This is a genomic window from Kushneria phyllosphaerae, assembly GCF_900312995.1.
Lineage (GTDB): Bacteria > Pseudomonadota > Gammaproteobacteria > Pseudomonadales > Halomonadaceae > Kushneria > Kushneria phyllosphaerae.
Genome location: NZ_ONZI01000002.1, coordinates 294544 through 311744, shown reverse-complemented (window position 1 = coordinate 311744; position 17201 = coordinate 294544). Strand labels below are relative to the sequence as shown.

Below are 17201 nucleotides of genomic sequence, written 5' to 3'. Positions count from 1 at the left end.
TTTCCCGGTCAGGCGTTTTTTATATGCTTTTTGCTTGTGAGGGCTGCAGGCGTGGGCGTGTCCCGCTATCGTTGGCGCATGTCTCCACACAAAAGGCGTTTCTCTTGGCACGACCGATCAATACAAGCAGTGCCTCACGCTATCAGGCGTCATTGCTGGAAGGCCCGGTTCTGGGCTCCCTTTTAAAACTGTCTGTTCCCATTGTACTGGCCAATATTTTGCAGTCCGGCTATCAGCTCATTGATGCCTTCTGGGTCGGGCGATTGGGCGGACACGCGGTGGCCGCCGTCTCGGTCAGTTTTCCGGTGACCTTTTTGCTGATCGCACTGGGTTCCGGGTTCAGCATGGCCGGCTCCACCCTGGTGGCGCAGCACATGGGGGCAGGCAACCATCACCGGGTCAATCAGGTGGCGGGACAGACCATTTTGCTGGTGGTGGTCACATCGCTGTTTCTTTCGGTCATCGGCATTTTATTGGCGCCGGGGCTTCTGGGCCTGTTGGGGGTCGAGGAGGCGGTGTATGACGCGGCACTGGTCTTTTTGCGCATCTCGATGGCGGCCACGGTCTTTACCTTTGGCTTTTCCATGTTCCAGGCGCTGATGCGCGGTGTCGGTGAAGTGCGTCTACCGCTGTATATCGTGACCGGGACAGTGCTTTTGAACATGGTGCTGGACCCGCTGTTTATTTTTGGCTTCAATCTCGGCGTAGGTGGTGCGGCGCTGGCCACGCTGGTGACTCAGGCGATGGCGCTGGGCACCGGGCTGTGGCTGCTGGTGCGCGGGCGCCACGGCATCGCGCTCAAGCGCCATGATCTGCGCCCCGATCCTGTCTTCATTCGCCGCGCGCTGTCGCTGGGGTTGCCGGCGTCGGTAGAACTGTCGGCCCGGGCGCTGGGCATGAATGTGATGGTCTTTCTGGTCACGGGTTTTGGCACGGTCACCATTGCCGCCTACGGCGTGGGTACCAATATCATGGCCTTTGTCATCATCCCGGCGCTGGGGCTTTCCATGTCCACAGCGGCCCTGGTGGGGCAGAACATCGGCGCCGGCCAGATCGAGCGTGCCGCCCGGATTGCGCGTCTGTCTGCCCTGATCGCGCTAGTGGTCCTGAGCGCCATCGGAGTGCTGGTTTTTGTGTTCGCCCGCGAGCTGGTGGCCTTTTTCGTACCGGGGGATGGAGCGATCATCGAGGCAGGCAGCCACTTTCTTCATATCACGGCGCTGACCTTCGGGTTTATTGGCGCCCAGATGGCGCTGACTGGGGTTTTTCGGGCGGCCGGACAGACTGTCGTGGCGATGCTGCTGGCACTGGTGTCGCAGTGGGTGCTGCAGTTTCCGTTGGCCTTTATCCTGTCCCGCGATACCGTACTTGGCGTGGATGGTATCTGGTGGGCCTTCCCGATCACCAACATGATCACGGCGCTGATCTCGCTGATGGTCTTTATGCGCGGTCACTGGCAAAAGGGGCGTCTGGCCGAACAGGAAGACCCGCTGACCACACAGGTGTCCGGCGAGATCATCGGCAAGGGCCCCGGGTCGGCGTCATGACCGCCAACAGCCCCGGAACCCATAATAAAGAGGAAAGCTCCACATGACAGACAGTGATCGGTTTGATGCAGCAATGGCGCAGCTGGATGCACTACACGCGCAGGACCCGCGCACGGAGACGGTCGATGGCGAAGAGGTGCCCTACGAGCTCTTGTATGCTCAGCGCATGAGTGACTGGCTGGAACGGCTCCGACCCGATGCCGGCGAGACGCTGCAGCTGGCAGTGCGAGCCCAGCACCTGAAGCGCTGGGAAGTGCCGCGTGACAGCTATCCGATGGACCGCCCCGGCTATCATGCCTGGCGCACCGGTCTCAAGACCCGGCAGGCCGATATGGCCGCGGAAGTGTTGCGCCAGATGGGCTACGACGAGACAGACTGCACGCGGGTAGCGGCGATGGTGCGCAAGGAAGATCTGAAAAACGACGAGGAAACGCGTGCGCTTGAGGATGCGGCCTGCCTGGTCTTCCTGCAGGACTATTACGCCCCCTTTGCCGCCGAGCATGAAGACGACAAGGTGCTCGGCATCTTGCGCAAGACCCTGCGCAAGATGTCCGCCGACGGTCACCGGCTGGCGGGTGAGATTCCGCTGGAAGGTCGTGCCAGAACACTGCTTGAAAAGGCCGTTGAGATGGAAACGCACTGATCTTTGAGCCCTGTGCATCAGGGGACATGGCCGAACACATGAAAAACCCCGCCGAAAGGCGGGGTTTTGGTGAGCAGAGTGGAGATCAGAATTCGGCCCACTCTTCGGCAGTGTGGCGCTGTACGCTCGGTCGTTTAAGCTCGGCGCGGGCCGGGGCGGCAGGCGCTGTCGTCGTTCGGGCGGGATGTGCCACGGGCGCACTGACCGGCCTGCTGGAGCTCCCGCTGGATGTACCCACAGACGCCATGGCATCGACCCTGAAAAACGAGATCTCCTGCTGAAGCTCGGCGGCGCGGTTGCGCAGGGCGCGGCTGGCCATGCTGGATTCTTCCACCAGCGCGGCATTTTGCTGAGTGACGGCGTCCATCTGGGAGACAGCCGCATTCACCTGGTCAATGCCCGTGGCCTGCTCGCGCCCGGCCACCGCGATTTCGCTGACCAGGTCGGTCACGCGCTTCACGCTTGAGACGATTTCGGTCAGCGTCTGACCCGAACGATTGACCAGCTCGGCACCGGTATCCACACGTTTGACACTTTCTTCTACCAGTTGCTTGATTTCGCGCGCCGCGTTGGCACTGCGCCCGGCAAGGTTGCGTACTTCATTGGCCACCACCGCGAAACCGCGTCCCTGTTCGCCAGCGCGGGCTGCTTCTACTGAGGCATTGAGCGCCAGTAGATTGGTCTGGAAGGCAATTTCATCGATCAGGCTGACAATGGTGACGATCTTGTGGCTCGAGGCGCTGATGTCGCCCATGGCAGACACGGCGTTTTGTACCACATCGCCACCGGTCTGGGCTTGCTGGCTGACTTCACGAACCAGACGGTCGGCCTGAGCGGCATTGTCGGCGTTATGGCGCACCGTGGTTGTAATCTCTTCCATTGAAGCGGCGGTCTCTTCAAGGCTTGCCGCCTGCTCCTGGGTGCGGCGATTGAGATCCTCGTTGCCACGGGTGATGTTGTGCGCGGCGTCATTGACGGCCACGGCATTATGACCAACCGAGCGAATGACCTCTGACATCTTGTGCTGCATGGCGGTCAGCGCCCGCAGCATGTCGCCAAACTCATCCTGACAGGTCACGTCGGTCTCAAGAGCAAGGTTGCCCTCGGCCAGCTCATTGGCGAAGTGTCTTGCCTTGCCCAGCGGCGTCATGATGCCGCGTATCAGCCAGACCGACAGGACCAGTGACAATACTATGGCCAGTGCGATGACACCGAGCACGATATTTTTGAGGGCGTGATAGGCCGTATTGCTTTGCTGATAATAAAGGCCGGCGTTGGAGACTTCTTGTGCGAGCAGTTCGTCAATTCCCGCGGTGACCACCTTATAGTCCTGGCGAATGGCGGCGTCATTAAAGGCTTCTGCGGCGTCAAAATCGCCGGTGGCCATGATGTCCATCATGTTTTGCAGGTTGGACTGCAGCGTTGCAATGGACTGCTGTAACTGCAGAGCCTGCTGCCGCTCCTCGGCATTTGTAATCACACCTAGATAGGTGGTCATGGCAGCGTTGATGTCGGCATCATTCTGGGCCATTTCGGTTTTTGTGATCGGCGCGGTGGCGGCAGTGCGGTCACGCTGCTCGGCCACCATCTTGACGCGGTTATTCAAAAGGGTCGCTCGTACGCTGCCCAGTCTTTCGATCGCCGTCACGTTATATTTATAGGTGGCTTCCAGCGCCTGCTGAGACTTGTGTGCGCTATAGATGCCCAGTGCCCCGACTACCAGCAGCAGCGCGATACAGACCGCCAAGCTGCCCGAGAGCCGGAGTCGGACGCTTTTTTTAGGGTTCATCATTTGAGGTCTTCCTCGAAGGGTTGATCCGATCGCTTCCGTGCGAGTCGGTCGCGCACCCGGCGCAGACCCTGACATGTCGGAGTAGATTGAAATAATCACGGTTGTTCTCGAGGGCTTATATCGACCGCTTTGATGTTTACTCAAGGTTACAAATCCTATCGAGGCCATTAACCCATGCTAATTAAAGCTCGCTTAGGGAATCCGGCGTCTACTGCCCGGCAGGGCATCCGGTCGTAAAGTTTCTCGTCGCTGCGCCGATGATGATGGGTATTCAATGGATCACTCATGGCGTGAGGCCATATCCGAGCGATGCGATGGCGTCGTGTGGATTCAGGGCCTTTAGCAGGCGGGGAAACCGGGATGGCGCACTCCCTGAAGTGGTATGTGATGGCACTGCTTTTGGTGTCTTCAATGACAGCGATGGCTGGTGGGTCGCTGCAGATGACGCAGGCAGGCCACGACACGCCTCTTGATCAGGCCGTAGTGGAAATCATGCTTCCCGGTCACGGGGCATTTAATACGCCTCATGACCACTACGAGATCGTTCAGCGCAACGCGCATTTTGAGCCGCTGGTGACCGTGATTCCCGTTGGCGCCAGCGTCAGCTTTCCCAATCAGGACACGACCCGTCATCAGGTCTTTTCCTTCTCGCCGCCAAAAGTGTTCAGCCTGGATCTTTATCTCAAGGAGACGCCGGCGCCGGTGGCGTTCGAGACGCCCGGCGTTGAGGTGCTGGGGTGTAACATCCATGACTCGATGGAAGCCTTTATCGTGATCAGCGAAGCGCCTTTTTTTGCCATGACTGACAAGAGCGGTCGCATCAGCCTGGATCAGCTACCGCCGGGGCGTTATCCGATGCGGGTATGGCACCCGCGCCTTGAAGACACCCATCAGCAGTGGTGGGAAGGCGAGATCGATACCCGAAGTGAAAATCGCGTGGCGCTGACACTGGCCGCCACGCCGGCGCCATCCTCCGAGCCCTCTCTTTTGCAGCAGCGCTTTCAGCGCGGCCTTCAGCATCAGGAGCATCCGTAATGTCCTTTCGGCGCCGTCTTTTGCTGGTCATGCTGGCCGTGCTGGTGGTGGCACAGCTGGGCACGGCCATGGCCACGCTTGACACCATTCGGCGCGACGTTTTGCACAAGGGCAGTCGGGAGATCGATGTGGCCCTCGATGTCAGCCGACGGCTGCTGGCCGAGCGCGGCCATCATCTGCGCGATAACGTGGCAGTACTGGCCTCCGATTACGGTTTCAGGGCTGCCGTGGCGACTCAGGACACCAATACCCTGAGCAGTGTATTGCTCAATCACGGCGAGCGTGCCGGCGCTGACATGGTGCTGCTGACCGATCCCGAGGGCCGTATTCTGGCCGGCAGCCACCAGGCCGTGGGCACCGAAATGCCTTTCCGGGCCCTGTGGGAAAAGGCCGGCAGTCATGACAGTGCCGTGGGCGTTGTCCTGCAGGATGGCGTGCCCTATCAGATGGTTTTGATGCCGGTGCGTGCGCCGGGGCTGATCGGCTGGGTCGGCATGGGCTTCATGCTCGATGACCAGCTGGCGCACGAGCTTGGCGCGCTGACGCGTCTATCGGTCAGTTTTCTGGTGGATGAGCCCGGACGCAACGACACGCAGCCGACCTTTGTGGCCGGTGCCCTCCAGCCTGCACCCGTGTCGGTTCTCAACGCCTTTCGAGATGCGCTGATGCAGGGGCGTTTTATCGATCATAGCGACATGGAGCAGATGACGGATACGCTGGCACGGGCCATGCAATTACAGGGTGATGATTCCGGCCGCACCTGGGTCATCATTCAGCATGGTCGCAGCGATCTGCTGGCCGTGTATGATGCCCTGAGCTGGCAGCTGTTGTGGATTTTTGCCGCCATGCTGGTGCTGACCGCCATAGTGGCAGCCCTGATCGCCCGCAGCATGACCCGCCCCCTGTTGCGACTGGTGGCCTCGGCTCGTCGCATTGGCCGTGGCGAGCGGTTGTCGGCACTGGATCATGGCCGCCATCGCGAGATCGGTCTGCTGGCGGACACCCTCATGGGCATGCAGGACGATATCGACCAGCGTGAACAGCGCCTGATGTATCAGTCCCGTCATGACCGTCTGACCGGGCTTGCCAATCGAGACAGCGCCCAACAGGATATCGCCGATACCCTTGAGCGCGGCACGCCCTTTACGCTGCTGCGTCTTTCCATCGTGGGCTTTCGCCAGATCAACGACACCTTTGGCTATACCGTGGGCGATGAGGTGCTGCGCATGCTGGCGCAGCGCCTTGAGGAGCTTGCGCTACCGGGTCAGCGAACCTATCGCCTGGGCGGCGACGAGTTTTTGCTGATACTGCCGGGAGAGGGCCTTGCACCACAGGACATTGTTACCCTGCATGCGCAGCTGTCCCGTCCCGTTGAGCATGAACACTCGCCGATTGCCCTGACGCTGATCGTCGGGGAGGTCAGCTACCCCGAGCATGGTGTGAGTGCCGATCTTTTGCTGCGCTGCGCTGAAATCGCCATGGACCGTGCCCGCCATGGGCATACTCGCCATATGCGCTATGAAACGGGGCAGGACGAGCAGCATCAGCGCCGGCTGGCGTTGGCCCGCGATCTAGGGACTGCCGTGGAGCAGGATCAGCTCACCATGGTCTATCAGCCCAAGATCCTGGCCGCCAGCGGTGAGGTCATGGGATTTGAAGCCCTGATGCGCTGGCGCCATCCGGGCTTCGGGTTTGTGCCACCGGATGAGTTCATTGCACTGGCCGAACAGTCGGGGCGGATCACGCAGCTGACACAGTGGATGCTGCGTACGGTCTGTCGCCAGATTGATCTGTGGGCACAGCAGGGGGAAGTCGTGAGTGTGGCAGTCAATCTATCGGCACATGATGTGATGGATATCACGCTGCCCGAGCGTATTCATTTGCTGTTGCAGGACTATCAGCTCGGACCTGAACGGCTGCGACTTGAAGTGACGGAGAGCGCGCTGATTCAGGATCCCGCTCTGGCTCAGGCCAATCTGATCGCACTGCGCAAAGCCGGTCTGCATATTGCGGTGGATGACTACGGCACCGGCTATTCCTCGCTTTCCCAGCTCAAGCGCCTCCCGGTGCAGGAGCTCAAGATCGACAAGTCCTTCATCCTGAAACTTGATCACGATTCGGAAGATCGAATTATTGTGCGCTCCACCATCGAACTGGCCCATAGCCTTGGGCTGAGCGTGGTGGCAGAAGGCGTCGAAACCGATGCCTCGCAGGCACTGCTGCTGGCCATGGGGTGTGATGTGCTCCAGGGCTATCTGATTTCACGGCCGCTGCCGTCTGATCAGGTGATCGACTGGATGACACAGTATCGCAAAGGGGATACCACGACCCGGAGGGCGCACGGATGAGGGCCAAACCTAGCCTCATGCTGCTGATCGGGATCTGCGGGTTGCTGATGGGCAATCCGGTGCTGGCGGGTAGCCGCCTGCTGGGCACGGGCGGTGTCATGCAGATCGAGGGCGCCAGCGGGGGCGGTCTTTCTCCCTGGGGCGTGCTGGCAGGTACGGCCAGTGACAACGAAGTCGGTGTGACGCTGGGGGCTACGCGCGCCGATGTGGACGACTACCATCTGGTGGTCAGCGGCGTGGCGGCCAACCTTTATGATCGCGTCGAGCTTTCCTATGCCCATCAGCGCCTGGCGCTGGATACCCTTGGCGGGCATCAGGCCCAGGACATCTACGGGGCCAAGCTGCGCCTGTTTGGCGATGTGCTCTATCGCCCCTGGGGGGTCTGGAGTCTGGGTATCCAGCACAAGCAGCAGGTTGAGGGTCAGGCACTGGCCCGCGTCGTGGGGGCGCGCGATACCCAGGGCAATGATATTTACCTGGCCGGCAGCAAGCTTTTTTTCGATGCGCTGGCCGGGCGCAATCTGCTGGTCAATACGACGCTGCGTTCAACCCGCGCCAACCAGGGCGGTCTGCTGGGGTTTGGTGGTGACGAAGGCGATCATCGCGAGTTGATGATTGAGACCTCGGTCGGGCTGTTTCTGAATTCGGACTGGGTCGTGGGCGTCGAGTATCGCCAGAAACCGGATAACCTTGGCTTTGCCGGCGAGGATGACTGGCGCGATCTTTACGTCGCGTGGCTGATCAACAGGCATGTGTCGCTGACCGGGGCGCTGCTGGACCTGGGCAGTATTGCAGGCCTTGAGCAGCAGCGTGGCGGTTACCTATCCCTTCAGCTGTCGCTGTAATCCGTTTCGGGGGCAACATGCGTACATTTTGCAGGATTGCTGTCATCGCGATACTGATCGGCAGTGTGTCAGGCTGCGCCGGCCAGCCGGTGGCGTCGCCATCGCTCTATCAGCGCCTGGGCGGTGAGACGGGTGTGCATGACATCGTCACGAATTTTTTGATCAACGTGGCTGATGACCCTCGTATCGTGGGCTATTTCGCCCATACCAACATCGACTACCTGGCGGGCTCGCTTGAGCAGTACATCTGTGACATCAGCGACGGACCCTGCACCTACCAGGGGCCCTCCATGGCGCGCGCGCATCAGCACATGGGACTGACCGATGCCAGCTTCAATGCGCTGGTCGACGATCTACAAAACGCCATGATGATGCAGAATATCGACATCGGCGCGCGCAATGCGCTGCTGGGTCGACTGGCGCCAAAATACAGTGACGTCATGCGCGATCAGTAGGGCCCCCCTGCCATGGTTTGTGGCTTCGTGGCGCCCGGTTTCAGACGCCCAGGTTTTACAGTGACAGCCGGCGTTTCGCGCTCGACAATACGGCTTCATTTTTTGAAAAGAACCGGTCATGAGCGCGACAGGGAAAACCACACTGGTACTGCTGCCCGGCTGGGTGTTGGGCCCTCAACCGCTGAGGCTGCTGGCACAGGCCATCGAACGCCGCGATGACACCATCCGCGTGCAGTGTGCCCCCTATCCCCACCTGAAAAGCCACCGTCTTGATGAGTGGCTCGATGCACTGGATGCGCGACTGCCCGATGATGCCTGGCTGGGGGGCTGGTCAATGGGGGGCATGCTGGCAGCAGCACTGGCTGAACGGCGCGGCCGGCACACGCCAGGATTGATTACGATGGGGGCAGGCGCGCGGGTGATGCCCTCTGAACCGCCGGCCGGGAGCCTGCCGCCGCCGGAAGCCTGGCCTGCTCTGCTGGATCAGGGGCGACATGATGTCTGGCATCTGGGCAAACGTCTGTTAAAGACGCTGCCTCGTACCGGCACGAGGCAGTCAGCCGTGGAGCTGGCGCTGCTGGGCGCCATGGATCTGCGTCAAACGCTGCGCCGGTTGACCATGCCGCAGCTGCATCTTTTTGGCGAACACGACATGCTGATCCCGGCACCGACGAGGCAGGTGGTGGCAGAGCATCTGTCACCTGCCGGGCAAATACAGTTGATCCCTGACGCCGGTCATGGCTTTGTGATCGATCAGGCGGATCAAACGGCACAGGCCATTGTGGCCTTCATGCAGGCATCTGGCCGGTAACTTCATCGAGGCAAGGACGTATATCCTTGAACGCATTTAGAAATGCCGGTAGACGTGAAAAGGCATGATGGCAGTCAGGCCATCACGCGTTTAAAAGAAGGGGGCGAGGATCAATGACCGCGTGACAATGCCATGACGTCAGCGCTGTTGGCGCGGCGGGGTGCGGCCACTTTTGGTCGTCGTGTTTCTACCCTGTTGGAAGCGGCTCCAGACGTGCTGGGCGGTCTGTTTGGCCTTGCGGCGGTTTTCCGGCTTGCGCAGCCAGTTGGCGATGAATGCTCCGATAGCGCGTTTCATGATGCTCCCTCCATGGGTGTCGGGATGTTTCCCTTCAAGCAGTATATGCGACCAGAGCCAGCAGGATTCAACATGAAGCCTGAACCACGTCTGAAGTTGCCCTCCAACGCGTCAAGTTAACGTTCTATGGCCTTTTAGCGTCTCAAGGGCTCACGATGGCCGTGTGCAGGCGACGGTCTGCTGCGCCATAGGCTGACGCAGCAGACGAGGAATGTGAAATCTCACAGACTCAGCGTGACAATCTCGGGGTGATCGGCAGGCTTGCCCATACTCAACTCGGCACGTTTTTCCGTCAGGTTCATGACAATGGTGAAAAGCGTCTCCATGCGCTCGGCTGCAGGGATATCCGGGTTCTCACGCCGGTTAATGGCGTCCGGCATGCCCTGTTCATCACTCAGGTGTGACCGCAGCGATTCAAACGATGGCTCGCTTTCTGCGACCAGCGCGCGCAGGCGTTCAAGACGCGTGAAGGAATCCTCGCGCGGGAAGTCCTCCAGTCCCGGCGGCAGATGTTTGGCAATCAGATGATTGGTATGACAGAGCCTGCCGTGGCGCGGGGTCATGGCGCTGTCGCCCATCGGTGAGACTTCAACCCCGGCGGCCTGGCCGCTGCCATCGGCAATCAAAAAGTGCGCCGGGGAAGCCACGCCAACCTCATCGATCATGTCGAGGGCATGTTCAACCCCATCGCTTTCCAGTACCCGGCGCAGCATGATGTGCACGGGCAGCTTCGGCCTGCAGATCTGCGAGCGCAGCGCATTGAGACACACGCCCACGCCGTGCTCATTGAAGCCGATCTTGCCGATGATGCCGGCCTCGGTGACCATCGTAATGGCCGGCTTGTTCGGTGCACGCAGGGTCAGACAGATCAGGGCGTCGCGCTGCGAGGCCTTCCAGTCCCAGTTCTGGGCCAGCCACTGGGCACCGGTCTCGGCATCACGCTGGGAGAGTGCCGAGCAGCCGTCAGGCTGAATGGGGCCGCCGGCGTGGGTGAGGGCGATTTCGCTGCGCGCATTGAGCACCAGCACGTCGAGTGGATCGATGTCGGCGCCCCGGGCGATCCCGGCCATTTCTTCCAGCAGTTCGGGGCAGACATGCTCGATGGCGGCCTTGAAGCGTTCGGCTTCATAGCGCGCCGTATCCCAGTCCAGCCCGGCCATGTCCTGAAACATTCGACGATAGGTGGCAAGGCTGATGGCGATTTCCGAAGCCGCCTGTCGGCCGTGTGCTTCACCGATTTCGAAATGGGTGCCTCGAACATCGATATGTTTGACCACGTCGCGCTCCTGTTGTTATCCGACCTGTTTCACTTTCAGCATGAGCCTCAGAAGTCGATCCGTCGAGTATCCGACAAGAGTCGATGCGCGACACCATGCGACAGCAAAGGTAGGGCGGAATGCCTTGAGTGCTGGAAGTGACCCATGGCACACAGGGCGCGGCGATGGTGTAATGCGCTTATGACGACCTCCCTTGATATCCCGACGCTGCCGCTGAACGGGCGCCGCCTGATCGAAGCCGGCGCCGGCACCGGCAAGACCTTTACCCTGGCCGCACTCTATGTGCGCCTGGTGCTCGGCCATGGCGGAGACGCTGCCTATCCGCGTCCCTTGATGCCGCCGGAAATTCTGGTGGTGACCTTCACCGAGGCCGCCACCGAGGAGCTGCGTGATCGTATTCGCGCGCGGTTGCGCCAGGCCCGTGAGGTGTTGCTGGGACGTGCCGACAGTGACGCCGTGCTGGACCGGTTGCTCGATGATATCGAGGTGGATCACCGTGAACGGGCGGCGTCGCGGCTTGATGCTGCCGCGCGGGTGATGGATGACGCCGCCATCTTTACCATTCATGGCTTTTGCCAGCGCATGCTCAAGCGTCATGCCTTTGACAGCGGTGCGCTCTTTGCCAGCGAGCTGGTGCCCGACAGCAGTGCCCTGTTCAAGTCGCTGGTAGAGGACTACTGGCGCCGTCAGTTCTATCGACAGTCCACAACGCGTCAGCGATTGCTGGCCCAGTGGTGGGAGACCCCCGATAAGCTGCAACAGGAAATCAGTCTGTTGCTGCACGGCGGGCGCCCTCGAGCGCTCATGCTGGGGGAAATACCGATTGATGCGCCAGCGACGCTGGATGACGCGCTGGGCCGACTGGATCGAAGCCTGGCGCAGAGCGATGCCCAGCTGGCTCGCCTGCGTGCGCTGTGGCAAACCGACAGAGACAACATTACGGCGCTGCTGCGAGAGGCCATCGAGGGCGGGGCGCTTAAGGCCAACATGTTTCGACCGGCAGACCTGGACGCCCGTCTAGGCGCTCTGGCGCAATGGATGATGGGCGAGCACGACACGCCCGACGAGACGCTTCGGGACTCAAGGGGGCGACTTTGGTGTTCGCATGTTCGTCTGGAAGACGGGGTCAAAAAAAATCATGCCCCGCCTGAGCACGCCTTTTTCGAGGCGCTGTCGCAGTTCGAGACGCTGATGGAGGGGCAGCGCGATCAGCAGAGCACCGTGCGTGCACAGGTGCTGGCGCATGCCCGCGATGCGCTGGCGCAGGCGCTGAGTCAGGAAAAGCGCCGGCGCGGCATGTGGGATTTCGACGATCTGCTCAACAGTCTGGATGATGCGCTGGCGGGGCCGGCCGGTCCAAGGCTGGCCGAGCGCATTCGCCGCAACCTGCCGGTGGCGATGATCGATGAATTTCAGGATACCGACCCGGTTCAGTACCGCATCTTTTCTACCATCTACGCGCTGCCGCAGCAGATGACGGGTCTTGCCGCGGCCGATGATGAGGCGCTTGAAACAGGTACGGCGTCGCCGGACAGCTCTGGCATGCCTGTCGCGCTTTTAATGATCGGCGATCCGCGCCAGGCCATTTACGGATTTCGAGGCGCCGATATCGAGACCTATCTGCAGGCGCGGCGTCGTGTGGATCAGCGCTATACGCTGGATCGCAACTTTCGCTCGACTCAGGCGATGGTCAGTGCCGTCAATCAGCTGTTCGCCACCAAAACCCCTTTTCAGCTGGAAGAGATTCCCTATGAAGCGGTTACGGCTCAGGGGCGTGATGAGGTGTTCATCGAGGCCGGGGAGCCGGTCGAGGCGCTGACCTGCTGGCACATGGACGGTAACGAATCGGTCCGGCGCGATGATTATCTCGAGACCATGGCGACGGCCACCTGTGCCGATATCACCCGACTTCTGGCCGGGGCGCATCGTGGCGAGACCGGTTTTCGCAGTACTGATGGAGCGTTCAGGGCACTCAAGCCAGCCGATATCGCCATTCTGGTGCGTACTGGCAGCGAGGCCCTCCGGGTGCGACAGAAGCTTTTGGAAGGCGGCGTCCGCTCGGTCTATCTGAGTCAGAAGACCTCGGTGTTCGAGTCGCGCGAGGCGTTTCACCTGCTCCAGCTGCTCGAAGCCTGTGCGCATCCACGCAATGACCGCTCCCTGCGAGCGGCGCTGGCCACCCGGCTGATGAGTGATTCACTCACGGAAGTGGCGCGTCTGGAAGCCGATGAGCTGGCCTGGGAGGCCATGGTGGAGCGATTTGATGGCTACCATCGTCTCTGGCAGCGTCGGGGCGTGCTGCCGATGCTGCGCGTGATCATGCGTGACTTTGATGTGCCGACAAGGCTTCTGGCGCAGTCCGACGGCGAGCGAGCGCTGACCGATGTGTTGCATCTGGGTGAGCTGGCGCAGACGGCCAGCGCCCGACTCGATGGCGAGCAGGCACTGCTGCGCTGGTGGCATCAGTCGCTGGCCGGGCGCCATGACAGCGGTATGGACCCGCAGTCACTGATTCTGCGCTTGGAAAGCGACGATACGCTGGTGCGGGTCATCACCATCCACAAGTCCAAGGGGCTTGAATATCCACTGGTCTATCTGCCCTTTATTGCCGACCACCGCGAGGTAGACAGCAAGAGCAAGACGCTGATGCTGAGCGATGAGGTCCACGGCGCGTCGTTGATCATACAGGTCAACGATGAGCAGCGGGCGCGTGCCGACCGGATACGCCTTCAGGAGGATCTGCGCCTGTTGTATGTGGCGTTGACCCGCGCCCGTTATCTGTGTCGGCTGGGAGTAGGGCCCATCTACAAGGGCACGCCGCGCAAGGATACGCCGAGCGGGGCCACGACCCTGGCCGGTGCGGCGCTCGGTGCGCTGCTGTGTCAGCACGGTGGGGTTGCGTCACTGGATGCCACGACATTGATAGAAGTGCTTGAGTCTCTGGTCACGCCGGGCAGTCTCGCCCTGAGCGCGCCGCCCACCATGAACGAGCAGCCGATGCTGGCACCACATGATCCATCGAAGATGGGCCGTGCACGCCGGTTTGAAGGGCACATCGATCGCGACTGGTGGGTGGCGTCCTACACGGCGCTGGTTGAAGGCGCGCGCCAGCCCGGCGACATGATCACTCAGGCGCGTGAGACGATGCTTGATGCCCAGGGGCCGGGGCTTGATCTGGAAGTGCTGACGGAAACCAGCCCCATTCCGCTGCCGCCTGTACGACGTCTGCTCGATTTTCCACGCGGCCCGCGCGCGGGCACCTTTTTGCATGCGCTGCTGGAAAACATCGAGCCTGACCGCCTGAGCGAACTGGCAGAGCCGGAGTCAGGCTATCGCGAAGAGCTATATCGCCTGATTCGCCAGCGCGTGCAGCGCGCCAACCTGGACCCACACTGGGTGGACGTGCTGCATGACTGGTGCTGCGCGGTACTGACAGCGCCGCTGCATCCGGCCCTGCCGGGGCTGTCTCTTGAGAGGCTTGCAGGCTGGCGCACCGAGCTCGAGTTCTGGCTGCCGGCCCGCGGCATCAGCAGTCGGCGGCTGGATGCCCTGATTTGCCAGTATGAGACGCTGCCGGGCGTGCGCGCAGAGCTGGCGCCCAGAACGCTTGCCGGAATGCTCAAGGGCTACATCGATCTGGTGATCGAATACGACGGGTGCTTTTACGTGGTCGACTGGAAGTCCAATCATCTGGGGGACACCCTTGAGGCCTATGATCAGGCCGCCATGATGGCCTCGGTGGTCTCGCATCGTTATGACGTGCAGTACGTTATCTATACCCTGGCCCTGCATCGCCACCTGCGAAGTCGACTGCCAGACTATGATTACGATCAACACCTTGGCGGCGTGCTCTATCTCTTTTTGCGCGGCATGACGGCGGAAGGCGGCCGGGGCGTGTTATATCGCAAACCGGCCCGTGCGCTGATCGAACAGCTCGATGAACTTCTGGCACAGGGCGAGCGTGTCCAGGATAGAGTGTCTTTTGACGCCCGGGCGGCTGGTGCAGGAGAGATATCATGACGCGCCGCGACAAAAGCCTCGATAGCGGGCAGTTCTCCCTTTTTGATGACCCCTTGCCAACGCCGGCAGCCGTCGATCCGCTGGACGAGCCTTCCTCATTTGAGGCCGGGCAGATACCGCCGCCGCTTCCCTCGGAAAGGGTGATCGACGCGCACTTTATCGCCCATCAGCTGGAACGCTGGGTTGAAACCGGCTGGCTGCGCGCGCTGGATGCGCATCTGGCGCGCTTTGTGAGCGACCGTGAGCCGCAGGGCGATCCGCTGGTGATGTTAAGCGCGGCCCTGGTCAGCCATCAGCTGGGTCGCGGGCATATCTGCCTGGATCTCGAGCATGCTCTGCGTGAGCCTGATGCGGTGTTGTCACTGCCGCCTCATGACCTGCAGGCATCAAATGAGGCGGCAGAGATTGTCACGCCCGGCGCATTGCTCTCGAGCATGGGGGTTCACCACGTCGACCTATGGCGCTCGCGCCTTCATGCGTCCGGCGTGTTGGGCCAGGGGGCGGGTGATGAGCATTCCCGGCCGCTGGTGCTGGAAGATCAAAGGCTTTATCTGCGCCGCTTCTGGCAGCATGAATGCAGTGTGGTGGCGCGCCTTCAACGATTGATGGCGCGCAACCAAAGCGTCAGCGACGAAATGATGGCGCGTCTGGACACCCTTTTTGATAATCCGGGGGCGGCCTCTGGGCCCGACTGGCAGAAAGTGGCCTGTGCCATGGCCCTGCGTAACCGTCTGACCGTCATTTCCGGCGGGCCGGGGACCGGCAAGACCACCACAGTGACACGGCTTCTGGCATTGCTGCAGGAAAGTGCGCTGAAAGAGCAGGGGCGGGCGCTGATCGTGCATCTGGCCGCGCCGACCGGCAAGGCGGCCGCCCGACTGTCGCAATCACTGGGAAGTGCCGTAGCGGCGCTGGCAGTCTCCGAGACCGTTCGCGCCTCCCTGCCGCGTGAGGCCACCACGCTTCATCGCCTTTTGGGGGTTCAGCGTGACAGCCGTCATTTTCGACACAATGGCGATCATCCGCTGGCGCTGGATGTGCTGGTCGTCGATGAGGCCTCCATGGTGGATCTGGAGCTGATGGCCTCGCTGTTGGCGGCGCTGCCTGCGCATGCGCGGCTGATACTGCTGGGGGATCGTGATCAGTTGGCCTCAGTGGAAGCCGGGGCGGTGCTGGGCGATCTCTGCGAAGGTGCTGAGCAGGGACAATGCAGCGACACGGTGCGCAGGCTAATGGAGCGGGCGGCCGGACAGCCATTGCCGCCATCGGGCAAGCCCCCTTCCGTGTTGGCCGATCACGTGGTCGTGCTCCAAAAGAGCTATCGCTTTCATGAGCATTCCGGCATCGGTGCCCTGGCCCGCGCCGTCAATCGCGGCAGTCTGGAGGAGATCCGGCAGTGCTGGCAGGCCGATTTCAAGGACATCGATTTCCAGCCGGTGAGGGAACATGGCGGCGCACTGCTGCGGCGAGCGGTGAGTGGCTATCGAGAAGCCCTCAGGGCCATCGGCAACGGCGCAGGGCCGGAAGAAGTGTTGGGTCTTTTCTCACGCTTTCAGGTGCTTTGTGCCCTGCGCCGTGGGCCATGGGGCGTTGAAGGGCTCAATGATGCCATCGTCGAGGCGCTTTTTCGGGAGAAGCTGGTGGGCGGTATACGTGGCTGGTACGCCGGACGCCCGGTGATGGTCACCCGTAACGATCCACAGCTTGGGCTGTATAATGGCGACATTGGCATTGCGATGTTTGTGCCCGAACAAGACCCGAATCATGAGCGTGCCTCGGGGCGACTGCGTGTCTTCTTTCCGCATCCTTCGGGGCAGGGGGTTCGTGCGGTATTACCCGGTAGACTGGGCGGTGTCGAAACGGCCTTTGCAATGACCATTCACAAGTCTCAAGGGTCCGAGTTTGATCGAATTCTGCTGGTATTGCCCGACCGGCCCAACCCCATCATGACCCGAGAGCTGGTGTATACCGGTATTACGCGAGCGAAATCACACTGCTTGATCATGACAGCCTTTGCCGGTGCCATCGAAAGTGCCGCCCTGCGACAGACATGGCGAGCCTCCGGCGTGGGCAAGCGTCTTGGTGTGCTGATGCCGGCGCAATAACAAGGCATACAAGGCTTGAGACGCGG

12 protein-coding genes are annotated in these 17201 nt (G+C 61.2%); 9 read left to right on the top strand and 3 right to left on the bottom strand.

The window, feature by feature from the left end; genetic code table 11:
* Positions 1-104: 104 nt before the first annotated feature.
* The gene (locus KSP9073_RS07375; RefSeq protein ID WP_207771439.1) at positions 105-1547 is read left to right on the top strand and encodes an MATE family efflux transporter; all 1443 of its coding nucleotides are present in this window, start codon (positions 105-107) and stop codon (positions 1545-1547) included.
* Between the two features lie 43 nt (positions 1548-1590).
* Positions 1591-2190 carry a DUF4202 domain-containing protein gene (locus KSP9073_RS07370; protein ID WP_108842334.1) on the top strand — a complete coding sequence of 200 codons (600 nt, stop codon included), beginning with the start codon at positions 1591-1593 and terminating at the stop codon, positions 2188-2190.
* A gap of 85 nt (positions 2191-2275) precedes the next feature.
* Here KSP9073_RS07370 and KSP9073_RS07365 read toward each other — a convergent pair whose 3' ends face one another.
* Positions 2276-3982: a methyl-accepting chemotaxis protein gene (locus KSP9073_RS07365; protein ID WP_165814198.1), complete on the bottom strand. Its 1707-nt coding sequence runs from the start codon at positions 3980-3982 to the stop codon at positions 2276-2278.
* Positions 3983-4342: 360 nt separating this feature from the next.
* Here KSP9073_RS07365 and KSP9073_RS07360 point away from each other — a divergent pair, with 360 nt between their 5' ends.
* The 5 genes from KSP9073_RS07360 (at position 4343) to KSP9073_RS07340 (ending at position 9476) form a co-directional block, all read left to right on the top strand.
* Positions 4343-5017 carry a cupredoxin domain-containing protein gene (locus tag KSP9073_RS07360; RefSeq protein ID WP_108842332.1) on the top strand — a complete coding sequence of 225 codons (675 nt, stop codon included), beginning with the start codon at positions 4343-4345 and terminating at the stop codon, positions 5015-5017.
* The gene (locus KSP9073_RS07355) at positions 5017-7365 is read left to right on the top strand and encodes a bifunctional diguanylate cyclase/phosphodiesterase (RefSeq protein ID WP_108842331.1); all 2349 of its coding nucleotides are present in this window, start codon (positions 5017-5019) and stop codon (positions 7363-7365) included. The genes KSP9073_RS07360 and KSP9073_RS07355 overlap by 1 nt, the downstream gene beginning before the upstream one ends.
* Complete coding sequence (locus KSP9073_RS07350; protein WP_108842330.1) at positions 7362-8210, top strand: DUF3034 family protein; 849 nt, start codon at positions 7362-7364, stop codon at positions 8208-8210. Before KSP9073_RS07355 ends, KSP9073_RS07350 begins: the two co-directional genes overlap by 4 nt.
* 17 nt (positions 8211-8227) lie before the next feature.
* Positions 8228-8665 (top strand): group I truncated hemoglobin, encoded by a 438-nt coding sequence (locus tag KSP9073_RS07345; RefSeq protein WP_108842329.1) that lies wholly within the window; start codon positions 8228-8230, stop codon positions 8663-8665.
* A 118-nt stretch (positions 8666-8783) separates the two neighbouring features.
* The gene (locus KSP9073_RS07340) at positions 8784-9476 is read left to right on the top strand and encodes an alpha/beta fold hydrolase (RefSeq protein ID WP_108842328.1); all 693 of its coding nucleotides are present in this window, start codon (positions 8784-8786) and stop codon (positions 9474-9476) included.
* A gap of 138 nt (positions 9477-9614) precedes the next feature.
* Here KSP9073_RS07340 and KSP9073_RS17620 read toward each other — a convergent pair whose 3' ends face one another.
* Complete coding sequence (locus tag KSP9073_RS17620; RefSeq protein ID WP_165814197.1) at positions 9615-9773, bottom strand: hypothetical protein; 159 nt, start codon at positions 9771-9773, stop codon at positions 9615-9617.
* Between the two features lie 221 nt (positions 9774-9994).
* Entirely contained in the window at positions 9995-11050 is a 1056-nt protein-coding gene (locus KSP9073_RS07335; RefSeq protein ID WP_243409159.1) for a C45 family autoproteolytic acyltransferase/hydrolase, read from the bottom strand.
* A 180-nt stretch (positions 11051-11230) separates the two neighbouring features.
* On the opposite strand from KSP9073_RS07335, the gene recB reads away from it, so the two are divergent.
* Positions 11231-15070: an exodeoxyribonuclease V subunit beta gene (recB, locus tag KSP9073_RS07330; RefSeq protein ID WP_165814196.1), complete on the top strand. Its 3840-nt coding sequence runs from the start codon at positions 11231-11233 to the stop codon at positions 15068-15070.
* Entirely contained in the window at positions 15067-17175 is a 2109-nt protein-coding gene (gene recD / locus KSP9073_RS07325; protein ID WP_108842326.1) for an exodeoxyribonuclease V subunit alpha, read from the top strand. The genes recB and recD overlap by 4 nt, the downstream gene beginning before the upstream one ends.
* Positions 17176-17201 lie beyond the last annotated feature (26 nt).

Bases quoted from the DNA above. Each gene is read 5' to 3' on its own strand.
- KSP9073_RS07370 (WP_108842334.1), top strand. From the start codon at position 1,591: ATGACAGACAGTGATCGGTTTGATGCAGCAATGGCGCAGCTGGATGCA.
- KSP9073_RS07365 (WP_165814198.1), bottom strand. From the start codon at position 3,982: ATGATGAACCCTAAAAAAAGCGTCCGACTCCGGCTCTCGGGCAGCTTG.
- KSP9073_RS07360 (WP_108842332.1), top strand. From the start codon at position 4,343: ATGGCGCACTCCCTGAAGTGGTATGTGATGGCACTGCTTTTGGTGTCT.
- KSP9073_RS07355 (WP_108842331.1), top strand. From the start codon at position 5,017: ATGTCCTTTCGGCGCCGTCTTTTGCTGGTCATGCTGGCCGTGCTGGTG.
- KSP9073_RS07350 (WP_108842330.1), top strand. From the start codon at position 7,362: ATGAGGGCCAAACCTAGCCTCATGCTGCTGATCGGGATCTGCGGGTTG.
- KSP9073_RS07345 (WP_108842329.1), top strand. From the start codon at position 8,228: ATGCGTACATTTTGCAGGATTGCTGTCATCGCGATACTGATCGGCAGT.
- KSP9073_RS07340 (WP_108842328.1), top strand. From the start codon at position 8,784: ATGAGCGCGACAGGGAAAACCACACTGGTACTGCTGCCCGGCTGGGTG.
- KSP9073_RS17620 (WP_165814197.1), bottom strand. From the start codon at position 9,773: ATGAAACGCGCTATCGGAGCATTCATCGCCAACTGGCTGCGCAAGCCG.
- recB (WP_165814196.1), top strand. From the start codon at position 11,231: ATGACGACCTCCCTTGATATCCCGACGCTGCCGCTGAACGGGCGCCGC.
- recD (WP_108842326.1), top strand. From the start codon at position 15,067: ATGACGCGCCGCGACAAAAGCCTCGATAGCGGGCAGTTCTCCCTTTTT.